The organism is Veillonella parvula (assembly GCF_032577575.1).
Classification (GTDB): Bacteria; Bacillota; Negativicutes; order Veillonellales; family Veillonellaceae; genus Veillonella.
The window spans coordinates 245,568-270,692 of record NZ_JAWFVO010000002.1 but is presented as its reverse complement, the minus strand read 5'-3'; the positions used below and the strand labels follow the sequence as shown (position 1 = coordinate 270,692).

The 25,125-nt window shown below is 39.8% G+C and carries 18 protein-coding genes; 16 read left to right on the top strand and 2 right to left on the bottom strand.

Annotated features, from left to right (window positions below; all coding sequences use genetic code 11):
• Nucleotides 1-162: 162 nt before the first annotated feature.
• The gene (locus E7K77_RS05175) at nucleotides 163-525 is read left to right on the top strand and encodes a hypothetical protein (protein ID WP_008603073.1); all 363 of its coding nucleotides are present in this window, start codon (nucleotides 163-165) and stop codon (nucleotides 523-525) included.
• 122 nt (nucleotides 526-647) lie between these two features.
• Here E7K77_RS05175 and bioB read toward each other — a convergent pair whose 3' ends face one another.
• Entirely contained in the window at nucleotides 648-1,676 is a 1,029-nt protein-coding gene (bioB, locus tag E7K77_RS05170; protein WP_060919357.1) for a biotin synthase BioB, read from the bottom strand.
• Nucleotides 1,677-2,003: 327 nt separating this feature from the next.
• Between bioB and E7K77_RS05165 the strand changes: the two genes are divergently transcribed.
• The 6 genes from E7K77_RS05165 to hemQ all read left to right on the top strand — a co-directional run bounded on the left by E7K77_RS05165 (nucleotide 2,004) and on the right by hemQ (nucleotide 10,865).
• Nucleotides 2,004-3,275 (top strand): metallophosphoesterase family protein, encoded by a 1,272-nt coding sequence (locus E7K77_RS05165; protein ID WP_123138385.1) that lies wholly within the window; start codon nucleotides 2,004-2,006, stop codon nucleotides 3,273-3,275.
• Nucleotides 3,265-6,147, top strand: a complete 2,883-nt coding sequence (locus E7K77_RS05160) for an ATP-binding protein (RefSeq protein WP_325306448.1) — start codon at nucleotides 3,265-3,267, stop codon at nucleotides 6,145-6,147. Before E7K77_RS05165 ends, E7K77_RS05160 begins: the two co-directional genes overlap by 11 nt.
• A 196-nt stretch (nucleotides 6,148-6,343) precedes the next feature.
• Complete coding sequence (hemE, locus tag E7K77_RS05155) at nucleotides 6,344-7,387, top strand: uroporphyrinogen decarboxylase (RefSeq protein ID WP_042986332.1); 1,044 nt, start codon at nucleotides 6,344-6,346, stop codon at nucleotides 7,385-7,387.
• A 4-nt stretch (nucleotides 7,388-7,391) separates the two neighbouring features.
• A complete protein-coding gene (gene hemH / locus E7K77_RS05150; RefSeq protein WP_325306381.1) occupies nucleotides 7,392-8,291 on the top strand; it encodes a ferrochelatase in 900 nt (299 codons plus the stop codon).
• On the top strand, nucleotides 8,288-9,904 hold the full coding sequence (gene hemG / locus E7K77_RS05145; protein WP_325306380.1) for a protoporphyrinogen oxidase: 1,617 nt from the start codon (nucleotides 8,288-8,290) through the stop codon (nucleotides 9,902-9,904). Before hemH ends, hemG begins: the two co-directional genes overlap by 4 nt.
• 229 nt (nucleotides 9,905-10,133) lie before the next feature.
• Nucleotides 10,134-10,865 carry a hydrogen peroxide-dependent heme synthase gene (gene hemQ, locus E7K77_RS05140; RefSeq protein WP_077708019.1) on the top strand — a complete coding sequence of 244 codons (732 nt, stop codon included), beginning with the start codon at nucleotides 10,134-10,136 and terminating at the stop codon, nucleotides 10,863-10,865.
• Between the two features lie 701 nt (nucleotides 10,866-11,566).
• Here hemQ and E7K77_RS05135 read toward each other — a convergent pair.
• The gene (locus E7K77_RS05135; RefSeq protein ID WP_004697837.1) at nucleotides 11,567-12,904 is read right to left on the bottom strand and encodes an MFS transporter; all 1,338 of its coding nucleotides are present in this window, start codon (nucleotides 12,902-12,904) and stop codon (nucleotides 11,567-11,569) included.
• A gap of 371 nt (nucleotides 12,905-13,275) precedes the next feature.
• Between E7K77_RS05135 and E7K77_RS05130 the strand changes: the two genes are divergently transcribed.
• The 9 genes from E7K77_RS05130 (at nucleotide 13,276) to E7K77_RS05090 (ending at nucleotide 25,036) form a co-directional block, all read left to right on the top strand.
• The gene (locus E7K77_RS05130; RefSeq protein WP_004697810.1) at nucleotides 13,276-13,962 is read left to right on the top strand and encodes a Crp/Fnr family transcriptional regulator; all 687 of its coding nucleotides are present in this window, start codon (nucleotides 13,276-13,278) and stop codon (nucleotides 13,960-13,962) included.
• A gap of 71 nt (nucleotides 13,963-14,033) precedes the next feature.
• Nucleotides 14,034-17,711, top strand: coding sequence for a nitrate reductase subunit alpha (locus tag E7K77_RS05125; protein ID WP_004697733.1), 3,678 nt, complete (start codon nucleotides 14,034-14,036; stop codon nucleotides 17,709-17,711).
• Complete coding sequence (gene narH, locus E7K77_RS05120; protein ID WP_004697947.1) at nucleotides 17,701-19,134, top strand: nitrate reductase subunit beta; 1,434 nt, start codon at nucleotides 17,701-17,703, stop codon at nucleotides 19,132-19,134. Before E7K77_RS05125 ends, narH begins: the two co-directional genes overlap by 11 nt.
• Complete coding sequence (narJ, locus tag E7K77_RS05115; RefSeq protein ID WP_004697895.1) at nucleotides 19,127-19,651, top strand: nitrate reductase molybdenum cofactor assembly chaperone; 525 nt, start codon at nucleotides 19,127-19,129, stop codon at nucleotides 19,649-19,651. Before narH ends, narJ begins: the two co-directional genes overlap by 8 nt.
• Nucleotides 19,648-20,319, top strand: a complete 672-nt coding sequence (narI, locus tag E7K77_RS05110) for a respiratory nitrate reductase subunit gamma (protein ID WP_004697658.1) — start codon at nucleotides 19,648-19,650, stop codon at nucleotides 20,317-20,319. Before narJ ends, narI begins: the two co-directional genes overlap by 4 nt.
• 324 nt (nucleotides 20,320-20,643) lie before the next feature.
• Entirely contained in the window at nucleotides 20,644-21,246 is a 603-nt protein-coding gene (locus E7K77_RS05105; RefSeq protein ID WP_287510501.1) for a hypothetical protein, read from the top strand.
• A gap of 277 nt (nucleotides 21,247-21,523) precedes the next feature.
• Nucleotides 21,524-22,795, top strand: coding sequence for a putative porin (locus E7K77_RS05100; protein ID WP_325306379.1), 1,272 nt, complete (start codon nucleotides 21,524-21,526; stop codon nucleotides 22,793-22,795).
• Nucleotides 22,796-22,933: 138 nt separating this feature from the next.
• Nucleotides 22,934-23,539: a hypothetical protein gene (locus tag E7K77_RS05095; protein WP_221741395.1), complete on the top strand. Its 606-nt coding sequence runs from the start codon at nucleotides 22,934-22,936 to the stop codon at nucleotides 23,537-23,539.
• 291 nt (nucleotides 23,540-23,830) lie between these two features.
• On the top strand, nucleotides 23,831-25,036 hold the full coding sequence (locus E7K77_RS05090) for an MFS transporter (protein ID WP_325306377.1): 1,206 nt from the start codon (nucleotides 23,831-23,833) through the stop codon (nucleotides 25,034-25,036).
• The last annotated feature ends 89 nt before the right edge of the window (nucleotides 25,037-25,125 follow it).

The window sequence follows — 25,125 nt, the reverse complement described above, 5'->3', positions numbered from 1 at the left end:
TTCTTATATTTGTAAAAAACATAGTAATTAATTTTAATTATTGTTGATAAATATGGGACAATTTTGGTATTATATAAAGGAGAAGTTGTATATTTTATAAAGGTTTATCCACATTAAGCTTTTATAAAATATACAGCTCGATAGCATGAGAGGGGCAGTCATATGAGTAAAATATTCACCATATTAACACTTTTGTGGCTACTCAGTATAGGGGGGACTACTAACGCAACGGACTGGTACTATGTTGGACCAGATGCATCAGGAAACCAATTATTTATTGACAATGACAGTGTACAGAAGAGTGATTACGATGCGCTTTTGTGGCTGCGAGTTAATGAACTGGGTGGCGACGAATTGCGATATAAAGTTTATATCAGTAGATATAATCGAACTATGGAAACATTGAAGGTAGATGCGTACATGTCAGACGGGACGCCGTATGAGAATGTAGAATTTAATGAGAATCCTGAGCCCATTGCAGGGAACACAAATGGTCAAGCCATTTATATTTTATTATGGAAATAAAAGAACCATCTAGTACAGCAAACTAGATGGTTCTTTTTATGTGTAAAATATTTATAAAGAATTAGGGAATATTTTATATACTACATTCTCTACTGATGTAGAGAATGGTATATATAAGGTTTTTAGACTTGAGCTGTATTGCGAGTCAACTCCAAGTCTTGAATCATTTGGAGATCGTCTTGAGGTGAACGACCGCCAGTAGTTAAGTAGCCACCAACCATGATACCGTTTAGGCCACCTTTTAGAGCATAAGCTTGTAAGTCTCGTAGATTTACTTCGCGGCCACCTGCAGTCCGTATCAATGCGTTTGGCAAGATGAAACGGAATACAGCGAAGGTACGTAAGATATCCAATGGACGTAAAGCTTCGTTGCTTTCAAATGGAGTCCCTTTAACAGGATTCAAAATGTTTAATGGCACGGAGTCAATATGTAAACGTTTAAGTTCGAACGCCATTTCAACGCGTTGTTCTAATGTTTCGTTAAGACCAAGAATGCCGCCAGAGCAAACACGGATGCCTGCTTTTTGTGCATTATCTATGGTAAACATTTTGTCTTCGTAGGAATGTGTAGTACAAATATCTGGGAAGTGACTAGGTGCGGTTTCGATATTGGAGTGGTATCGAGTAACGCCAACTTCTTTTAATTTGAGTGCTTGTTCGTAAGTTAACAACCCAAGGGAACAGCAGATTTCAAGACCAATTTCATTTTTGATACGGCCTAATACATGGATGATTTGATTAAATTCATCAGGGTTATTAGTATTACGACCACTTGTTACGATGGAAAAACGAATTGCACCAGCCTCTTTAGCTTTACGTGCTGCTTGGAGAATGCTTTCTTCATCCATGAAAGGATACTCCTGAACGCCTGTGTTGTGGTGTGCGGATTGAGCACAGAATTTACAGTTTTCAGGACATTTGCCGGACCGAGCATTAACAATGGCACATACATCCACAGAATTATCATTGAAATGTTGGCGAATTTTATCAGCCATAGCGAGTAGAATCATGGTATCATCATCTGAAGTATGAATCAGCTCGATTGCTTCTTCTTTTGTAATTTCGCCGCCGTTCATGATGCGGTTTGCAATGGTAAGAATTTTTTCGTATGTGCCCACTTGGGATGGTTGTTGATCTATAGGCAAAGCCATAATAGCCTCCGGTAAATTGTTAACTTAATAAAAACATAATATATTGACAATTTGATTGTAAACGTTCACGTATAAATTGTCAACTTAATACATGAATTGGTTAACAAAAATAATAACATGTTATGGTTCATATCTTATGATGAAAGAATCTGAGCTTATCTTATAATTTATATTTATTAATAGTTAAGAGAAGTTTAGTTTAACTATATCTTTTTGATGCTAAATGATAGTTATTTTTAACTTATCTTTAAGGTTTTGTAGTATAATAAACTATTGTAATTACTATATATAACTATAATAAAAATATTAATGGAGGAGTGGATATAGATGCAGCCGTTTCGATTTATACACTGTGGTGATCTGCATTTAGGGGCACCCTTTCAATATGCTACAGGTATTAGCAATGCTGTTGATCGCGCCGTAAGTGAAGCAACCTATGTAGCCTTAGATAAAATTATTGATACTGCTATTACAGAACATGTGCATGCTGTCGTAATAGCTGGGGATATTTATAATAGCGAAGACCATAATTTAGAGGCTCAAGTCCGTTTTGTGCGCGCCATGTATCGTTTGGCTGAGCATCGTATTGATGTTTATATGGTACAAGGTAATCATGATCCTGCTGAAAGCTGGAAAGCGCAACTGCAGATGCCAGATAATGTCCATATATTTTCTAGCGAACAGGTACAGCGTTTCCCGCTCATCGTTAATAATATAGAAATTGGTGGCGTATATGGCATTAGTTGTGGTCATGGTAATGAAAGCGACAACTATGCTCGTCAATACAGAGCTTTTGAACGGGATGAGTTTTCCCTTGCTGTCATGCATGGTACCGTAGGTTCTAGTGTAGGCTCTGAAAATCATAATGTAACAGGACCTTGTAACTTAACTGATTTAACAGAGGCTGCCATGGATTATTGGGCATTGGGCCATATTCATAAATCTCAAGTTCTTAGCGAGGAACCTCTCGTAGTTTATGCGGGTAATTCGCAAGGATTGCATCGTAAAGAACATGGACCTAAGGGATGTTATCTTGTATCCGTATCTCATAATGGTCATTGTGATTTGCGATTTATCGACACTTGTGCAGTCCGATTTGAGGAAATCAAAATCGATATTGCTGGCATGCAAAATGAAACAGATTTCTTAGAGATTTTGCGGCGTAAAAAAGAAAACTTGCGAAAGCAACATAAGAAAAACATCTTGTTGTCCCTCGTTTTGTCCGGAACGGGACCTCTACATCGCCTATGTACGCAAGAGGGGATTCGAAAACTATGGTTGCAAGAGTCTCAAAATGAAGAGAAAGGCAAATCTATATTCGTTATGCCTTACCGTATTATTTCTAATACACGACCTAGTATTAATCTAGTTGAACGACGTTTATTAACAGATGTAGTAGGTGATTACTTGCGTGCTTATGACGATATGGTAGATGGAGATGCGATACAGATTGCGCGTCAAATCATGGCTGATCGTCCTGAATTTAAGCGCTTAGGCGCATATGCCGATTTATTGAGTGATGAATTATTGGCACGAGCTTTGAAACGTTGTGAAATTGAAGGTGTTACTGTATTGATGGGGGCTAATGATGAACATTAAACGCATACGATTTGATGAATTTGGCCCGTATCGCGACTGGTCTTTCACCACGGGTGACAATGGGGTTCAACTCATGTATGGCCCTAATGAAAGTGGTAAAACATCCTTGCTCGAAGGGATGCGCACCTTGTTATTTGGCGGTACTCATAAGGCTTATGGCCCTATGACGGGGGCCCTTGATGTGGACCGTAATGGTGAAAGTTACTATATCGGTCGTAAGGGTAAGCAGTTAGACTTTTACAGCCCTGGTCATCCTGCCATCCATGAAGAGCCGGCTCAACATTGGTGGCATGGCATCGATAAAAAAACATATAACCGCATATTTGCGTTAACATTAGACGATCTACAAGGCCTTGATGTATTACAAGAGGTAGAGGTTCGTTCTCGATTCTTTGGCGCCGAAGGGGGAGAACACTTAGGTGGAGCTGTTAAGGATGTTGAAAAAGGGGCTACAGACCTACTTGTAGCATCCTCGAATGGTAAACGTCGCATCAATGTATTGATGGATGAGCTTAAAGAAAACCGTCAAAAGTTGAGTCAGTTGGCGGAGCATGAAGCGCAATATGTGGAATTACAAACCGTCTTTCACAGTACGGAGCAAACCGAAATGGAATTGCAAAATCAGTTGAAAGAATGGAAGGAATATCGGGATGGTATCGATGTAGTATTGCGTGCGTGGGATACATATCGTCGCAGTGAAGAGGCGCGTATGCACATGCAGCAGTATAATAGTGAGCTCGCCTTGAGTCGTGATGAGTTCCTACGTCTTGATGAAGAAATAAAACGGGCTCGTGACAATATGCAATTATGGCAGGAAAAGGAAGCGGCATTGATGCCCGCTAACTTTAGTCCTGATAGCCCATTTGGAACTTACGGCCAAGATATTGAAGACCTTATTCAACAAGGTGCTAAATGGGAGCAATTACGCCGTGAGTGCGAAGAAGGCGATGCGTACATCCGTAAGGTTAGAGAACAATTAGAGTTTTCACGCACCTTACATTCTTCGTGGCGTCACGATGAGCCAATGGCAGAAGACATTAATTGGTTTGATGGAGAACGTTTGGCAAGTCGTTTGCGCACCGCAAAAGAACAACTTTTACATTGGCAAGACCGCAAGCCTGCAGAGGCTACCGATGAGGTGCCGACGGCGAACCTTGATGGTGCAACTTTACCTAACTTTAGTGAAGAAGAATTAGCTAAAAAAGAATATTTAGAACGTGAATTAGATCGTATCTTAATGGATATAGATCAAGTAGAGGCTAGACGGAATAGTTATGGTTCAGACGCACAGCCCACAATTCTGCCAAAATGGCTACAACGCATTAGTGGTATAGGTGCTGTTATAGCTGTATTGGTAGTATTAGCAGGCCTGTTGGTTCTTGAATCTGCATTATATACTATAGGTGGTTTTATTTTCTTGATTCTATCTATGGGGCTATTCTGGTATGCTACCTGGAGGCTTCATAATGGTAACTCTGATGTGTCTAAATTAAACTATGAGTTACAAATTTTATCTTCCCGTAAATCTGATGTAGAACATCAGCTAGAGGCTTTGATCAAGGCTGCTACACCTACAGTGAGCCCTGTACCATCCTTAGAAGGAGAGGCACATCTTGAGCGTTGGATTCAGGAAGGGCATACCTTACAAGGTATTTATGATGAAGCCCTCGCAGCATGGCAAAACTGGTTACCCCGAGGGGCGGCTAAGAGTCTCAATGAAGATGATTTCTTTGGTCTCAAACATGAATATGATCAATATCATGAGCAACTACGCACTATAGAAGGCTATGAAAAGCGTTTAGCGGAGCATAAAGAAGGTCTACGCATTATTGAAGACCAAGCGATGGCTTTGTGGTATAACCTTGGAATAGAGTCACCAGTATCGCCTACGGAATTAAAACGTATTTATAATCAATATAAGAACTTTCAACAAAATAAAATTGTATGGGAACAAAAGGAAGCACAACGTAAAAGCTTCCGCAATGAATACGATAATTGGCACCGCAAGGAAAAAGAACTACTCCTTCGTCAAAAAGAACTGCTCCATAAAGCTGGTATGGAAAGTTCCAACGAGTATCGTCAACATCTTATCGATGAGGATCAATATAAACAGTGGCAAACTATCTACAAGCAAAGTCAGGTACAGCTGGATTTACTTGCTCCTGATGCGGAGAATAAAGACCTGTTCTATCGTCGTTTGCGAGAAGGCAACAAAGATAACTGGTTAGATGAATTGGCTCACTCTGAGCGTGAAATAGCCTCTATTGAAGATAAATTGGCTACCTTGTACGAGCGCCGTGGTCAAATCGTTGAAGCAATGCGTACACTTGGATCTGACCAGGAGCAACACCAAATGTTGCAAGAACGAGAGGCTTTACAAAGTGAATTAGAGTCTGCACTAGAAGATTGGGCTACACAAGTATTGATAAGCCATTGTATGGATAAGGCTCAACAATCGTATGAACAAGAAAAACAACCTCATATGTTAGAGCTTGCCTCCTCTTATGTTGAAAAACTAACTGGTGAGAGGTATACGCTTGATATTCTAGGCATTAATAAAGGGGTAGCACTTATCAACAATAATGGGGAACGACTAGAACTTAAATTTTGGTCTAGTGGCTTAGCTGATCAAGTGTACTTGTCATTACGACTCGCCCTAGCTAAGGTATTCTCTTATCAAGTGGAGTCCTTACCGATTATCTTGGACGATATTCTTGTGCGCTTTGACGAAAATCGTCAGCGTAGTGCTTTAGAATTATTGGCTGAGCTTGGGAAAAATCAACAGATTTGGCTCTTTACTTGTCAACGCTCCGTATATGATATGGCTCAATCTATTATGGGCATCGATTGCCATAGATTGAGTCGTAGCTAAATGAATTTCAGACTTGAATTAAAGACTCAGTCAAATTAAAGTGGTAATGAAATAATAATCCCTGTGGAGGCATATGCTTTCACAGGGATTATTAGGGATTATTAAAGAATAAATAATGTAAGTGATTGTAACTAAAGTAACTGTTTTGGTTACCATAGTGTGTTAGTATACATTTAGAACGAAAGGGGTTGAGTACTTGAACACAGCTTATTTGGACATGATCCAGGGGAAGAACCCTGGTGTGACGCCTGTGTGGTATATGCGACAAGCTGGTCGTAGTCAAGCGGAATACCGCAAAATCAAAGAAAAATATACTTTATTTGAAATTACAAAAGAGCCTGAGCTATGTGCTCGTGTTACGGAATTACCTGTTAAGGAATATGGCGTCGATGCGGCGATTCTCTACAAAGATATTATGAGCCCCATGGTGGCTATGAATGTAAATGTAGAGCTCAAGGCCGGTGTAGGACCTGTGTTTAGCACACCTATCCGCTCTATGGCTGATGTGGATAAATTAGAAACCTTTGATCCTACAAAGGTAGATTATATTGCGAAAACGATTACATTATTAACTTCTGGTATGCTCGACGTGCCGCTCATTGGTTTCTGCGGGGCACCGTTTACTATTGCGTCCTACCTTATCGAAGGGGGACCAACGAAAAACTACAATAAGACTCGTGGCATGCTCATAGGTGCTCCTCATGTGTGGAATGCACTGATGACAAAACTAGCGGACATGTCCATTGCGTACTTGTCCATGCAAGCCGAAGCGGGTGCTAATGCACTTCAAATCTTTGACTCTTGGGTAGGTGCTGTTAATGCAGACCAGTATAAACAAGGAATTTACCCTCATATGGAGCGGATTATAAAGACTGTGAAAGCTAAATATCCTCATTTGCCAATGGCCATGAATGGTGTTGGTACGGATCATTTGGTGTCTATTTGGTCTCACTTGCCTTTAGATGTCATTGCCCTTGATTGGCGTAGTTCCATCGTTATGGCAAACGAGCGCGGCGTAACACAAACGGTACAAGGTAACTTAGATCCGGCGTATTTGTTCGGAGACGAAAAAACATTGGCCCGCGAAGTGGATCGCATCTTGCTCGACGGCGTTCGCTATGGGCGCCATATCTTTAATTTAGGTCATGGCGTATTCCCAGAGGCAGATCCTCAAAAACTCCATTGGCTAACGGACTATGTGCATGAACGTAGTCGTGAGATTTGGACTCAAGAGAGGTAAATTAGTGAACGTAGAAAAAAAAGGATTATTATTCCTGTCTTATGGTAGCCCTTTAAGTAAGGATGATTTAGTACCCTATATGACGAGCATTCGTCGTGGCCGTGTACCAACGGAAGCAGAGATTACAAATCTCACTAAGCGTTATGATACAATCGGTCAATGGGAAAATATTGAGCTTCAAACTATGGCAGAGTGCCAATATAAAGCATTGCTTACTCTGTTGCCGACTATGCCTTCCGCTATTGGTTTTTTACACATGAAACCATCCATTGCAGATGCGGTTGACTCCTTAGTCCAGCAAGGAGTGGAGCATATTATCGCTATTGTAACGGCTCCATTCTTCACCGCTCTCGGTACTGGAGCTTATGAAAAACAAGTGCAAGCAGCCATTTCAAACTATGATAATGTGACATTTGACTTTATCCGTTCCTGGTGGGACCAACCAACTTTTAAGGAATACTGGGTAAAAGCACTTTCAAAGTGTGTGCATAATGCTAAAGATGTATTCGTTATTTTTAGTGCGCACAGTATACCTCTTATCAATAATCATGGTGGCGATTCATATGCGTTAGCTTTAGAGGAAAGTGCTAAAGAGATTGCTGAACATTGTAAATTATCGAAATGGACTGTAGCGTGGCAAAGTGCAGCTCCTCATGGGCAATGGTTGAGCCCTACTGTAGAGGATGCAATCAATGAAGCCTTACAAACTGATGCTACTCGCATTGCTTTTGTACCATTTGGGTTTGTAAGTAATCACGTTGAGGTACTGTACGATAATGATGTGGAGTGTAAAGAACTCGTTGAAGCAAAGGGCGCAACATATATGCGTGTACCCATGCCAAATTGTAATGAAACATTTTTACAAGCAATGGCGAGTGCAATAATAGAAAGGATTCATTCGTGAACGTAACAATTGTGGGCGGTGGCTTAACAGGGCTAACAGCGGCTTATTATCTAGGTCATGCAAAGCCAGAATGGACCATTACTCTTTTCGAACAAGCACCACGATTTGGTGGGAAAATACAAACGCAACGTGTGGATGACTTCGTAGTGGAACTCGGTCCTGACTCCTATTTGGGTCGTAAAACCGAAATGACAGATCTCGTGCATGATCTTGGACTAGGTGATACCCTTGTGTCTAATGAAACAGGTCAAGCCTTTGTATATGATACGGGCTCTATCCACCCAATTCCGGGCGGCTCCATCATGGGCATTCCTACGGAAATGATGCCCTTTGTGAAAGCAACGCTCATTTCCTGGCCTGGTAAATTGCGTGCTGGCCTAGATTATTTTAAGAAACCATACCAACTCGATGAAAATGGGGATGTATCCATTGGTCATTTTTTCAAATACCACTTAGGACAAGAAATGATGGATAAACTTATCGAGCCCCTATTAGGGGGTATCTATGGTGGCGATATTTATAAAATTAGTCTATTGTCGACATTCCCTCATTTTATTCAAGTAGAACAAAAATATGGGAATATGGTAAAAGGTATGATGGCTGCTAAGATGAGTCACTCCAAAGCAGGTGTCTCTAAGGCCGCCAAAGGGGCTGTTACTGAAGGGGATGTTCCTCGAGCTGGTAAAGGCACTATGACGGACCGTCAATTTGAAAGTCACGAAGCTAAGACTAGTCAAGATACTTCTGCTGGTGATAGTGTAAGCGGTTCTAGCCATGTGACAAAGACTAGTTCTAATCATCAGTCTGCTAAGACACAAGCGGATATGGAAAGTCGAAAGGGTACTGCTGCTCAATCCGGCATGTTCCGTCAATTGACAGGCGGCCTTGAAAGCGTTATTACCGCTATCGTCAAGGCTATGCCTAGTAATGTACATTTGCATACAGGTGCACTAGTTTCTGATATTCGATATATTGATGGTGTATATGCAATTGATGTAGTGAAGTCGTGTAACGATTCTTGTGGCTGTCAATCTACGGCAGACCATGTGATTATCACTACACCGCCGGCAACATATACTCAATGGTTCAAGGATGATGCGGGTTTTGATTTCTTGCGATCCATGGAGCAATCTAGTTGCGCCATTGCTATTATGGCCTTTGATAAAAGTACTTTTGATGGTGATTTAAAAGGATCGGGTCTGCTTATTACCCGTAATACGGATACACCTCTTACAGCGTGTACCATTCTTAATCAAAAATGGCCTCAAACTACCCCTGATGATAAGGTGGTTTTGCGTGTCTTTATTGGTAAGCCAGGTAATGATGTAGTAGAACGACTCAGTGAAGAGGAACTTTCAGAATTGGCAGTCAAAGAAATTCAACATATCATGGGTTTCTCGGTCAAACCAGAGTGGGTGCGCATCAATCGTCTCATTCACTGCATGCCTCAATATAATGTAGGCCATCGTGCAGGTATTAAAGCTGTCCGTGAACATGTAGCCGAGCATTATCCAAATCTACACCTCATCGGTACGCCATTTGATGGTATCGGGATTCCTGACGGTGTAAAACAAGCAAAAGAACTCGTAGAAAAACTTGTGAATGACAAGTAAAATAGTGACTTGCTTAAAAGCGTTAGTACAGTATTAAGCGACATAGGATTATCTCAGCCTAAAAGCAGTAATTTAGTCTTAACTAAAGAATATACTAATAAAAAATCTCAATAGAAACTAAATTGAAAAGACTCTATATGCTATAATAGTAAGTGGAGTCTTTTGATTTCCGTAATTATAGATATACATTATTATTTTGATATAATCACCATAGATAGGAGTGATCATAATGGGAAAAGCAATCCCTACAGTAGAAGGTTGGCATAGCCAACACATGGTATTTGCCATGGATTTCAGCGCATGGAACTGCTTCACAGAGGATGAAAAAGCAGCAGCGCGCAATGAATTAAAAGCATTCTTAGCTGACCTTGAAGCTAAACATCAAGCTAAAGAAGGTAGCTATGCATTCTATGATTGTAATGGAGCAAAAGGGGATTTAATTCTATGGATTCTCGGCCCATCCCTTGAATACTTGGCTCAAGTAGAACGTAAATTCCGCCGTCTTGCCATTGCAAGCGTATTAGTACAAACATACTCTTATACATCTGTAACAGAAGTAAGCACCTATGTTAAGGCCAAGTTAGATACAGAGGAGGTTAATCAAAAATTATATCCTCATGTACCTCGCGATAAATATATCTGTTTTTATAATATGAGTAAAAAACGTGAAGGTGATGACAATTGGTTCATGTTACCACCGCAAGAGCGCGGTGCTTTGATGAAAGCTCACGGTGAACTTGGTAAAACATACTTGGATGTATTATCTGAATTCACTACTGGTGGCTGTGGCCTAGACGACTGGGAATGGGGCATTACCATCTTTAGTAATGACGACATCCAATTCAAAAAAATCGTATACGATATGCGCTTCGAAGTAGCCAGTGCAAAATACGGCATCTTCAGCGACTTCTACGTTGGTACCATCATCGATGATGCACTACTAGAAGAAATCTTTGGATAATAAAAAGGGACTGCTTGGCAGTCCCTTTTTATTATTATTTAATTCATATATATCGATAAATAACTGCTTATTGTATCGTATATTCGTTCGATTTATAATGTTCTTAAGGTAGTCGGCGAGGTTGGGTCTCTCTTCGTTATAGAAGGGGGTGAGCTTATGAGTGACTTTGAACTTATTACAGTTATCATTGGAATATTGACATTAGTCGTTTCCTTTGGTGCACTTATAGCGCTTATTTGCCTTACAAAAAGCAAATAGCCCTCCGTTACCCAGTGTAATTAGATAAACAGAAAGGCCATTTCCTATATGTTTTGTTTTTGAGATGCGCCTGACGTTCCTACTCGTCTGACTATCTATTTATATTATAGAGATAAAGATATATATCGTCAAATTAGAATGAATGGACTGCTTAGCAGTCCATTTTTCTTCCCTCAAAATGAAGGCTATAATTTTGAATAGAAAAGTTAATATACGCACTATACTTCGCAAAATATAATTCACAATATATGAGTATCGCATTCGCAACTATATTCTCATAAAAGAGAACCCCGCATCGATCCGACTTACGAGGTCAAGGCCCTAGGCCGCAGACCTGATAAGTATGGAGGAGAGATGCGGGGTTTCTTTTATCACTTAGTATAGAAAAGTGAATTATATTTTGTTGTACTGTTCAGTGAACGTAAATTTTCTGTTCCAGAAAATTATACGTTCATGTTTGCACCTTTACGCACATAGAACCAGTAGCACACAGATACAGTTACAAGGTTGAACGCAAGTAATACAGCAAAGGCTGGGTGAATATTGCCGAACATGGAATATACAAAGCCAAAAATCTTAGGTGTAATGAAGGCACCATATGCAGCTACAGCGGCTACGAAACCTGTAATTAAAGAGGAGAGCAATGGATTGCCAAATACGTGTGGAATCATACGGAATGTTGCGCCGGTAGCAAAACCACAGCATACAAAAGTTAATACGGACATTGCAAAGAAGAATGGGAAGTTGTGCATATCTACACCAACTGCAATTAATGCGGTTGATGCACATAAGCCGATAAGACTAATAAAGGTAACTTTTGTACCACTATTGATTTTATCTGCTAACCAACCACCCACAGGACGAAGGGCACCTGCTACGAGTGGACCTACAAATGCGATAGAAGCAAATGGAATTTCAGGGAATTCTTTGCCTACTAATAGACCAAGTGCTGCTGCGTAACCAGAGAATGCACCGAAAGAACATGTATAGAGCAATGTTAGCGCCCATGTGTGCTTGTTACCAAAGATTTGTACGAGGTTTTTAGGATTTGGTTTTTCTAGAGGTAGGTTATCCATGAAGCGAGTCATCAATGCAAGGATAACAACAAGAGGTACAACCCACATGAAAGCTGCATTAGCTAGATATACTGCGTTGCCCTTAATAATTGTTGGCGTTACACCAAATACACTACCTAAAGCCGCAGATCCCATAGCAAATGGAGCTAGGAAGTAGATTACAGAAATGCCAAGATTACCAACGCCACCGTTGATACCAAGAGCTGTGCCTTTCTCAGATTTAGGGAAGAAGTTACCAATGTATGCCATAGAGGATGAGAAGTTGGCACCTGCTAAACCGATAAGGGCTGTTAAAATCATAAATGTCGCATAAGAAGTTGTTGTATCTTGTACAGCAAAGCCGAGCCACACAACAGGAACTAATAAGATAATTGTGGAAATAAATGTCCAGTTTTTACCGCCTAACAGTGCTGGCATGTATGTGTATACAAATCGCAATGTGGCACCTACTAGGCCTGGTAAGGCAGCCAATGTAAATAATTGATCAGTAGTAAAGTTAAATCCAGCGCTATTTAGCTGAGCCGCAATGGTTGCCCATAAGTACCAAACACAGAATGAAAGTGTTAAGGCAATAGTGGATATAACGAGGTTTTGTTTAGCAATTTTTTTGCCAAACTTTTCCCAAAATTCCGGATTCTCCGGTTGCCAATTAGCCACGATTTCGCTGCGGCTTGCACCTACTTGAGGCATTTTTAGTTCGTTCATTTTGAACTTCTCCTTACTGTAACAACTATACACGTAGACAAGAAAAATATATAAGATTATATATAGTATATATATATATATATATATATATATAGTAAAATCTAAAGAATTTCCATAGAAAGCATTCGATTTACTTACAAAACTGCGTTATAATTATTGTAGCATTAATATTTTTCAATGTCTTACATCACAGATATATTATATAGTGTAATTTTTTTTGTGAATGTGATGTAAAACACACATATTCTGAAATTAATAAGTTATAATAATCATATATATACGAAAAAGTATATAGTATACGTACTTTTACTATAAATAGATTAGTATAACTAATGGATTTTGTTATAAAAGTACTGTGGAGTGATAATGGTATGGATCAAAAATTAATTAACCAATTGCTTGCTTTGCCGGGTGAGGAAGTACATCTTAAAAAAGGTGATTTTCTCTTCCGTGAGGGGGACAAGGCAGAATACTTTTACGTAGTAGTAAAAGGTAGAATGAGCATTAAGAAGTTCGAAGCTAGCGGACACATTTTTGCGTTGCGTTTAGTAGGGCCGAATAATGTAATTGGTGAGGTTCCGTTGTATGAGGAGAACACTAGAACATATGTGTTCAACGCCATTGCTCGGGAGGATTGCTCTGTTTATTGTATACGCTATGATGTGTTGGAAGGGGCTATTGCAAAAGACCATTCATTGGCTATTGCAATGATGAAAATCTACACTTTACATATGCGTCGTCAACAGGCAAAATACCGGGACTTGCTACTTTACGGCAAGAAGGGAGCATTCTATTCTACCTTGTTGCGCTTAGCCAATAGTTATGGTGTAAAGCGCGAGGATGGTATCTTTATTGATATTGCCTTAACAAATCAAGAATTGGCTGAGTTTGCTGCCACATCAAGAGAAAGTTTAAATCGCATGTTAAGTGAGTTACGTAAGTTAGGCTATGTAGCCTATGACAAACACCATCTAGTAATCTGTGATTTTGACGCTTTAATCGGATTACTTGATTTAGAGGTTGATGGTATTGACCCTAATATTAGTAATATCGAATAACAGGATTTTCTCCCTTGTGTTAGCACATCTAGCACAAGGGATTTTTTTGTAGTTTTGAAGGAGGACACGAGATGAGCTTGTTGTCTCAAAAGTTTAAGTTTCTTCGAAAGAAGGAAGTATCTCCAAACGGCCATCAAATCACAGAAGATGGAGGTCGTGAATGGGAAAATTATTATCGTGACCGTTGGTCTTACGATAAAGTTGTCCGCACAACGCATGGCGTAAACTGTACTGGTTCTTGTAGCTGGAATATTTATGTCAAAAACGGTGTTGTAGCCTGGGAAAATCAAGCAATTGACTACCCTGAAACACCAGATGATATGCCAGATTATGAACCACGTGGGTGCCCTCGTGGTGCAACATTCTCTTGGTATCTTTATAGCCCTTTGCGCGTAAAATATCCTTATGTACGTGGCGAATTGGTCGAGCTTTGGAGAGAAGCGAAGAAGCATGCTAAGAATCCAATCGAAGCTTGGAAATCTATCGTAGAAGATCCTGAAAAAGCGAAAAAATATAAGTCAGCCCGTGGTATGGGTGGCTTTGTGCGCTCCACATGGGATGAAGCAACAGAAATTACTGCAGCATCCTTACTATATACAGCAAAAACATATGGCCCTGACCGCAACGCAGGCTTCTCTGTAATTCCTGCGATGTCCATGTTGTCCTATGCAGCAGGGGCTCGTTTCCTTAACTTGATGGGTGGCACACCATTGTCCTTCTATGACTGGTATGCCGATTTGCCACCTTCCAGCCCTCAAGTTTGGGGTGAACAAACTGATACACCTGAATCTGGTGACTGGTATAATGCTGGTTACATCATGACGTGGGGTTCTAACGTGCCGTTGACCCGTACGCCAGATGCTCACTTCTTGACAGAGGTTCGTTATAAAGGTACTAAAGTAGTATCCGTGTCTCCTGACTATGCGGAATCTACAACTTCTTCCGATGCATGGCTCAATGTAAAAGCTGGTACCGATGCGGCTCTTGCAATGGCAATGGGTCACGTTATCCTAAAAGAATATTACATCGACAAAGAAACTCCATACTTCAAAGAGTATGCAAAAGAGTTTACAGATATGCCATTCCTTGTACGCGTTGAAGAAATTAACGGCACGGTTCAACCAGGTCGTTTCTTGAATGCTAAGGACTTAGGTCGCCAAGAGGAAGGCGCTGACTTCCAAATGGTATTGATTGATGAATTAACAAATGAAATCGTTGTACCTAATGGTACAATGGGTGAACGTCACACGAACCCACAAAAATGGAATTTACGACTTGAAAATCGCGACACAGGAGCTAAAATTGATCCTCGCTTATCCGTGTTTGATCAACGGGAAGATGTGACGATTGTTAAATTGCCGTACTTTGGTGATGAAGAACACGAAGGTATTATTGAACGCGCTATTCCAACTATTACAGTACAAGCTGTTGATGGTCCTGTAAAAGTGACTACTGTATACGATCTCATTCTTGCTAACTACGGTATTGACCGCGGTATCGGTGGTGAGGTAGCGACAGCTTACACTGACGACACACCTTATACACCTACATGGCAAGAAAAAATCACTGGCGTAAAAGCGGATATTGCTATTGCTACAGCACGTGAATTTGCAGATAATGCTGAAAAAACGAAAGGTCGTTCCATGATTATCATGGGCGGTGGTATCAACCACTGGTACCATGCCGATGTTATTTACCGTACTATTTTGAACCTTATCATGTTCTGTGGTACAGAAGGCGTTAATGGCGGTGGTTGGGCCCACTACGTAGGTCAAGAAAAGCTTCGTCCTGTTGAAGGTTGGGGTGGTATCATGACTGCCAATGACTGGAGTAAGGCTCCTCGTTTGCAAAATGGTACATCTTGGTTCTACTTTGCTACAGAACAATATCGTTCTGACTGCATCGATTTGGCAGACCGCGTATCTAAATTGGCTAAACCTCGCTATCGTCATCCTGGGGATTACAATGTATTAGCGGCTCGTTTAGGTTGGTTGCCATCCTATCCTACTTTCAATAAAGGTAGCCAAGAATTGATTAATGATGCTCGTGCAGCCGGTGCTAGTACAGAAGCGGAAATCAACCAATATGTGGCACAAGCCTTGAAAAATAAAGATTTACAATTCTGTGTAGAGGATCCAGCAGCTAAAGAAAACCATCCACGTAACTTGTTTGTATGGCGTGCGAACCTTATCGGTTCTTCTTCTAAAGGCCACGAATACTTCTTGAAACATTTATTAGGCACAAAAAATGCCGTATTGGAAGATGATGATGCTCCTACACGCCCAGAAGAAATTAAATGGCGTGAAGCAGATGGTGCGGGTAAGCTTGATCTCTTAATTGATATCGACTTCCGTATGGCATCTACAGGTTTATATTCTGATATCGTGTTCCCCGCAGCTACATGGTATGAAAAAGAAGACTTGTCTTCTACGGACATGCATCCATATGTACATGTATTCCAAGCAGCTGTTGATTGCGCATGGGAAACTAAATCCGACTGGGATACATTCCGCACTCTTGCAGAAACAGTATCTCGCGTAGCAAAAGAATCTGGCTTTACAGAATATGAAGATATTGTAGCTACTCCACTTGGCCATGATAGCCCAGGCGAAGTAGCGCAACCAGAAGGTAAAGTTCTTGATTGGAGTAAAGGCGAATGTGAACCAATCCCTGGTAAAACAATGCCGAACCTCGTTCATGTAAAACGCGATTACAGTCAGATTTTTGAAAAATACATTGCTTTAGGACCTAATATCGAAAATAAAATGGGTGCTCACGGTTTGGCGTGGGATGTATCTGACGAATATCAAACATTGTATGGTCAAAATGGTACGATTGATAATCCAGACTTCATTTCTCATGGCCGTCCAAGCATTTACGAATGTAAGGAAGCTTGTAATGTTGTATTAACATTATCTTCTTGTACAAATGGTAAATTAGCGGTTCGTTCTTGGAAAGCGATGGAAGAAAAAACAGGTCTTTCTGGGCTTGAAAAGAATGCAAAAGGTCGCGAACAAGAAAAGATTACTTTCGATGACATGGTTCGTCAACCACGCTTTATCATTAGCTCTGTAACAAGTACAGGTAAGAACGATAAAAACCGTCGTTATTCCCCATTTACAACATCTACAGAAGATAAGGTACCATTCCGTACTGTAACAGGTCGTCAATCGTTCTATTGTGATCATGAAATGATGCGCGACTATGGCGAAGCTATGGCATTGTACAAACCTGTATTGTCATATAAACCAGTACAAGGTGATTATAAACAAGAAGGTATTCCAGAAATTACGTTGAAATACTTAACACCACATAATAAGTGGTCTACACATAGTATGTACTTTGATAGCCAACAAATGTTAACATTATTCCGCGGAGGCCAAACAATTTGGCTTAACGAAGATGATGCAGCAGAAATTGGTGTTAAAGATAACGACTGGGTAGAAGCTTTCAATAAAAATGGTGTAGTTGCAGCTCGTGCAGTTGTATCTCCACGTATTCCTCGTGGCATTTCTTATATGCATCACTCCCAAGACCGTCACATCAACGTTCCTGGTACGCAAGTTAAGAAAGATCGTCGCGGTGGTACACACAATGCGCCAACACATATTCACATGAAGCCGACACACATGATCGGCGGTTATGGTCAATTGAGCTATGGTTTTAACTACTATGGCCCAACTGGTAACCAACGTGATATGACAATTGTGGCTCGTAAATTGAAGGAGGTGGATTGGCTTGAAGATTAAAGCTCAAGTATCCATGGTCCTAAATTTGGACAAGTGTTTAGGCTGTCATACATGCTCTATTACTTGTAAAAATACATGGACGAACCGCGAAGGCGCGGAATATATGTACTTTAATAACGTGGAAACCCGCCCTGGCGTAGGTTACCCACGTAATTGGGAAAACCAAGAGAAATGGAAGGGTGGCTGGACTCTCGATAAAAGCGGTAATTTGGCGCTTTCCACAGGCTCTAAAGGCTCTCGATTGATGAAGTTGTTCTATCATCCAGAACAACCAGAAATTACGGATTACTTTGAACCTTGGACATACGATTATGAAACATTGATTCATACCGGTCGTAAAAATAATCAACCTGTAGCACGTCCTCGTTCTTTGTTAACAAAGCAAAAAATGGAAGTAACATGGGGCCCTAACTGGGATGATGATTTGGCTGGTGGTCATCATGCACGGGAAGATGTGAACTTGGCTAAGATGGGTGATGATATCGTATTTGACTACGAAGAAGTATTCATGCGTTATTTACCACGTCTTTGTAACCACTGTTTGAATCCTGCATGTGTAGCAGCATGCCCATCCGGTGCTATCTACAAGCGTGATGAAGATGGTGTTGTACTTGTTTCTCAAGATGTATGCCGCGGTTGGAGACATTGCGTTCCATCTTGCCCATACAAAAAAATCTTCTATAACTGGGAAACGAATAAAGCTGAAAAATGCGTATTCTGTTATCCTCGTTTGGAAAATGGCTTGCCTCAAATCTGCGCTGAAACATGCGTAGGTCGTATGCGCTATGTTGGTGTAGTTTTATACGATATGGACAAAGTTCAAGAAATGGCAGCTACGAGGGATGAACAAGACATCTACCAAAATACAGTAGATTTAATCTTGGACCCTAATGATCCAGAGGTTATTAAAGCCGCTCGCGAAGCAGGTATCTCTGAAGCATTCTTGAAAGCAGCTAAAAAATCTCCTGTTTACAAGCTTGTAAAAGAATGGGGCGTTGCGTTGCCGTTGCATCCAGAGTATCGCACATTGCCAATGGTTTGGTATGTGCCACCGCTCAGCCCAATTTTACAACGTGTTACATCTGATGTATACTTGCCAGATGCACATGAAATGCGCGTGCCTGTACAATACTTAGCTAATATGTTTACTGCTGGTAATACAGATATTTTAGCTCGTGTATTACAACGCATTCTCGATATGCGTGAATACATGCGTCGCCGTGAAACAGGTGATGAAGCAATCGCTCATGAAGTAGATCTTACAGAAGAGCAAATGTATGCTATGTACAAATTGTTAGCCTTGTCTAAATATAATGATCGTTTTGTTATCCCATCCGATGTTAATGTATCTCGCGAAGGTCGCTTAGAAATGCAACACAATCGTGGTTTTGCATGCCCGACAGGGGGTTGCCATAATGGATGATGCACAAAAAATAGCTCTCATTGCTTCTTTTTTGCTTCGGTATCCAGATGAATCTTGGTACAATGAACTTGGTGAATGGAAAGAGGATACTCGCTCTGTTGAGCATCCTCAACTTCGCCAAGGATTGTTAGAGTTCTTTGATTACATTGAAGAAACGGATCGTAAGGCCTTTGAAGACCAATACGTACGTATCTTTGACTTCAGTCGTAATACGACGATGTACTTATCAACTTATGAATTGCAAGGTACAGGGGAACAAGCAGAGGAACTCGTTAAATATAAAGCCTTCTTCCTAGAAAATGGCTATGATTTACCAAAGGAGATGCCTGACTATATTCCAGCTATTCTAGAGTTATGCGCTGTTATCGAACCTGAAAAGGCTCGTGAAGTGTATGATTATTGTAAACCAAAGCTAGAATATATTAGGGATCGATTGATCGAAGCAAAACTGACCTATGCATTCTTATTTGATATCATATTGTCGGTTGCAAATGGATTGGAGGACGGTGCACGATGAATCTATTTTTATGGGGCGCTTTGCCATATATTGCGTTTACCTTCTTAATCGTAGGCACACTTGTTCGTTTCTTCTACTTTGAAAGAAACTGGACTACAAAATCAAGTGAATTTTTAGAGAAAAAACAATTACGTATTGCCAATCCATTGTTCCACTTTGGTTTGCTATGCGTTATCGGCGGTCACGTAGTAGGTGTATTAGTACCTAAAGCTTGGACTGCAGCTTTGGGTATCAATGACCATATGTACCATGAAGGTGCATTATATATGGGTGCTGTAGCGGGTATCATCTTCATCGTTGGTTTCTTGCTCTTGATGAAACGTCGCTTTACTGTACCTGCTATGAAAGTAAATACATCTGGCCTTGATAAATGGTTATATTTATTCTTAACATTAGCTATCTTTAGTGGTATGGCTGGTACATTGCTTAATGCATCTGGCTTCTTTGACTACCGTGTATCCATCGGCCCATGGTTCCGTAGCTTACTATCCTTTATGCCTGATCCATCCTTGATGGAAGGCGTGCCATTCATGTTTAAATTCCACATGTTGGCATGGATGGTGGTTGCTATTATCTTCCCATTCAGCCGTTTGGTACACTGCTTGAGTGTTCCACTCAACTACTTAACACGTCCGTTCATCGTATATCGTAAACGGGATCAAAAATAATTAGGATAATGATTAACTTGTATGCCTATATATAATAGGATTCATTAATCTATGGCCCCTTGTAGTGGTGAAAGCATATGCTCACAACTATGAGGGGCTTTTTATTTACCGATTCTGTATTAGTAGATTACAATGTATTCCCAGTAGAGAAGAAATTTATTCATTGTAATAAGCTTAGAATGACTATAATAAGTATTTTAATTTAGAATTATTCTTATAATATATACTATGTATCTAATATAAGTAATCTACAAAATTCGATTTAAATGATAAACTATATCGTATATATTGGATTTTTTAGGTATTATTTTCGAGAGGTATATGATGAATCAAGTTGAAACAAAACAGAAAAAAAGTATCTACCATATCTTTGTATGGATTGCTATTTTCTCCTTAGTTATGATCGGTTTATTAGAGTGGGGCTACATGGCCGGTGGTCGTGCCTTTGGTAACTATAAAGTGTATACGGGTCTTGTGCCATGGTGTGTATGGATCGTCATGACCTATTTAACGACTCGCCCTAAATGGTTTACAAGCCGCTATAATTTAGGTGACATGTATAAGGTACACCGTGCATTAGGTATTGCCACTGTAGCTGTTATTGCATTCCATTTATATCTCTATTTTGGTAAAGCGGCTAAATCCATCCTTGGTTGGTGGGGCGGATATGTGGCTCTTACCTCCTTTGGTATTGCTACAATCTCTGGCCTTGCGTTTTTAACTCCAAAACTTAGAAAGGTTACACCATCTGGTCGTAATGTAGGTATTTGGTTACATCGATTAAATCTTGTAGCACTTGTTGCTGCAGATATCCATATTCATGGTTTTAATCGTATTTCTAAAATGGTGCCATTTTTACAAGTGTTTGATATCATTACATACGGTCTTGTTCTTTACTGCATTTACTTGATATTTAAAAAGAAATAATATGAATTACTAGAATCCCTTCTGTATCATGCAGAAGGGATTTTTCGTTACATTTATAGTTTCTAGTAAATTAACATAGGATATTAACATAGGATCTTAACATAGGATATTATCAGTTTGAGTCATAAATGATTGTGAGATTGATATACATTTTCCCTTTACTCATATAATGAAAATTGTTATTATCTGTATGTTAAACATGATAATGATAATTAGGTTCACAGATTCATTATCTATTCATTTATATTCTTGTTATTTTTATTGTGTGAGGTTTAGTATGATTAAACGTAAAATGACCAGTGCTTTTGCAGTGGCTGCCATGATGGGTGTGGCTACAGCTTTTGCTGTTAACCCATTTTCTGATGTTCCTTCTGATAGCTGGGCTTATCAAGCAGTAGATCAATTGGCTACAGCTGGTATTATCAATGGATATCCTGATGGTACTTTCAAAGGCCAAAATAACATTACTCGTTACGAAATGGCCCAAATGATTGCGAAAGGTATGGCTAATCAAGATCGGGCAAATACGGAACAACAAGCTATGTTAAATCGCTTGGCGGATGAATTTTCCAATGAATTGAATACACTCGGTGTGCGTGTAGCTAAATTGGAAGACCGCGTAGGCAATGTAAAAGTTACTGGTGATGCTCGTATCAATTACATCGGTAAAGAGGGTGGCGATGGTTATGATTACGAAGATAAAATCACAGCTCGTGTACGTCTAGGTCTCGACGCAAAGGTTAATAAAAATACCTCTGTCAAAGCACGTATTACAACAGGCTCTATTGAACTAGGTGATAGCTCTAAAGAGGCACAAGCTAATTGGGATTTAGCATATGTAGAGCACAAATTCGGTAAAAATGTTGTGGTCGATGCGGGTCGCTATACTCAAAAATTTGGTGGTGGCTTGATTTATAGCTCTAACTTTGATGGGGTAGGCGCTACAGCTAAGCTTGGTGATAAAGTTACATTAAATGGCGCTTATGGTTACATGACAGCAGGTCGTTTTGCTAAGACTAGTAAAGCTGATAATGGTGATGTAGGCCTTATCAATGCTAATGTAGCTGTTAATGATCGCTTTGGTTTTGGTGGTATGTTTGCTCATGTAGGTACAACGAATGTACGTATGGGTAATGGCAAGAAAAATAACGAATTCGATAATGTATATGGATTTAATGCTAAGTATAATATTGGTAAATTCGGTATTGATGGCGAGTGGGTAAAAGCATCTGGCTTGAGTGATTCCGATATTTGGAACGTTGGCGTTAAATGGGGCGACTATAAAATTAATAAGAAGAACTCTTGGGCTATCCGATTAGATTACTTTGATCAAGCTAAGAATGCACCTGTATTTAAAACACAAAAATATGAATCTAATGATTTATTAAAGAAAACACGGTATGAAGGCTATAAAGCATGGCAATTAGGTGCATCCTACGCACCAGAGAAAAATATCGGCATTAATGCATACTACGGCTTTAATGCTAAAACACAAGAAGGCAATCGCGTAAATGATTACTATCGTGCGGATCTTAACTTCAAATTCTAATTTAATGATTGGATTTTAAGTTAATCAGTAATTAGTTCTAAGTAGAATGCTATAGGGTGAGAGTGTTTTATTAGCATGCTACATTAGGCCAAACTAGATGTATACTTGTAGATTGTATAAGACATAGAGAGGTTTATTATGGCAGAAGTTGTAAAAAAACAGTTTAAGAGTAAATATCATATTTTAATTTGGATTGCAGTTTTATCCTTAATATTTATGGGCATGGTGGAATATGGTTATGTAACAGGTGGTAGATCATTCGGCAATTGGAAGGTTCACTTAGGCCTTATTCCTTATGTTGCATGGCTTGTATTAACATACATTGCAACAAAACCAAAATGGTTTATCAAACGATACAATCCAAAAGAAATGTTTGAAATTCATCGCATCGTAGGTATTGTTAGTGTGGTTCTCGTATGTGCACACTGGTATGTGTACTTTTTGAAAGCTTTGAAATCCTTCTTAGGATTCTGGGGTGGTTATATCTCCCTTGTGGCTATGTTTATTGCTCTTATCTTTGCGGTATTATACTTAACACCTTGGGTAGGGAATATGGCAAAATCTGTATCTCGTAGAAAAGCAATCTGGATTCATCGCTTGAATCTTGTTGCTATTATTGCGGCAAATATCCATGTTCATGGATTTGGACGTTTATCTAAAATGGTGCCATTCTTACCTGTGTTTGACGTAGTGACTTATGCGCTTGTTATTTACTATATTTATTGGATGTTCAAACAAAAATAATATATCGTAGGCATCTCTTTCTTTGGTAAAAGTAGGAGAATCACACGATAAAAAAGACCATCGCTGACCCTTATGGGTATAAGCGATGGTCTTTTTAGGTTGTTTGCGATACAATAGAATTATAAGTATATATTCTATGGATTTATGTAAATATATGCTGTTGCATTCTTTTGAGGTAAGATTAAAAATCTGTTCTATAAACATTTCTTTTGTATTATAGTATTCTTTAGCTCATATCGATATGTATATTACTACCTTTATAGGTAATTTCAAATAAGAAAGAAGGATATTATGGATTCTTCTTGGAAACGAATTATATACCTAATCTGTACTATACAGGTTGGTGGGGGTATAACAATTATTGGTGTATTATCCTTTCTTCCGTTATTTTTAGCTGAGCTAGGTCTTCATGATCCAGGAGAAGCCGCCATGTGGGCAGGCCTTGTATCAGGTGTAACGCCTTGTATGGTGGCACTGAGTGCACCCTATTGGTCGCGTAAGGCTAATCAGCTTGGTCCGCGTAAGGTGATGATGTTCATCTTGTTTACCCTGATGGTGACTGTTGGCGCCTGTGCTTTTACACAAACACCATGGCAGTTATTGATGTTACGTATCTTGCAAGGTGTGGTAGGGGGCTATGTTCCAATAGGATTGGCTATTATTATTCTCGTAACCCCTGAGGATAAGGTACCTTGGGCAATGGGCTTATACCAAGCTTCCATGGTTATGGGCCTCGTATTTGGACCACTCATGGGTGGTTTGGCAGCGGACTTATTAGGTTATCGCGCACCATTTGTCATGTTCTCAGCCTTAACAGGGCTTTGTATGTTGGGGATTTATCTATTCATGCCTAATCTACAGTTTGAGCATAAGGTAGATGCTAGAGAGTCGCAGCTGTCTCTAATTAAATCCTTTTTGGTCATACCTCGAGTTCGCCTCTTGGTAGGGCTATTGTTCTTATGTAATTTTGGTATTACCGGTATTGGCCCTATTTTACCACTATACATTAAGCATTATATGCATATGAATGATGAGTTTGTAGCCACCATTGTTGGTATAATTATTTTTGGCGCTGGTTTGTTTAGTGCTTTAGCTTCAATCTCCATTGGCAAGATAACAGAACGTTTAACCATGCCTCGTATTGTTTTTACTGCTACATGGGCTGTAGGGACTTTGTTTATACTTCAATATATAATGCCTAGCATATGGGGACTTGGCATATTCCGTGCCATTGCAGGCTTCTTCATGGGCTTTATTACACCGATTGCCAATACGCTCATATCCAAGGCTGTTCCTATTGAGCGGCGAGGTATCGTGTTTGGTGCGGTGTCCAGTGTAGCCATGATGGGAAATGTATTGGGGCCTGTCCTTAGTGGCATGATTGCTCGCGCCTTTGGGTATGGGGCGGTCTTTTGGTCTACAGCAGCTATATTCTTTGTAGCGGCGCTATTTATTTATCGTAGTTTAATTATTCCTAGTGAAAGTAAATCATTTTAGCTGAGTAGCTTTCACAGTTAGATATAGTTACATATAATTAGTAATATGTATAGATAATATATAAAAAATATATAGATAATATATAGATA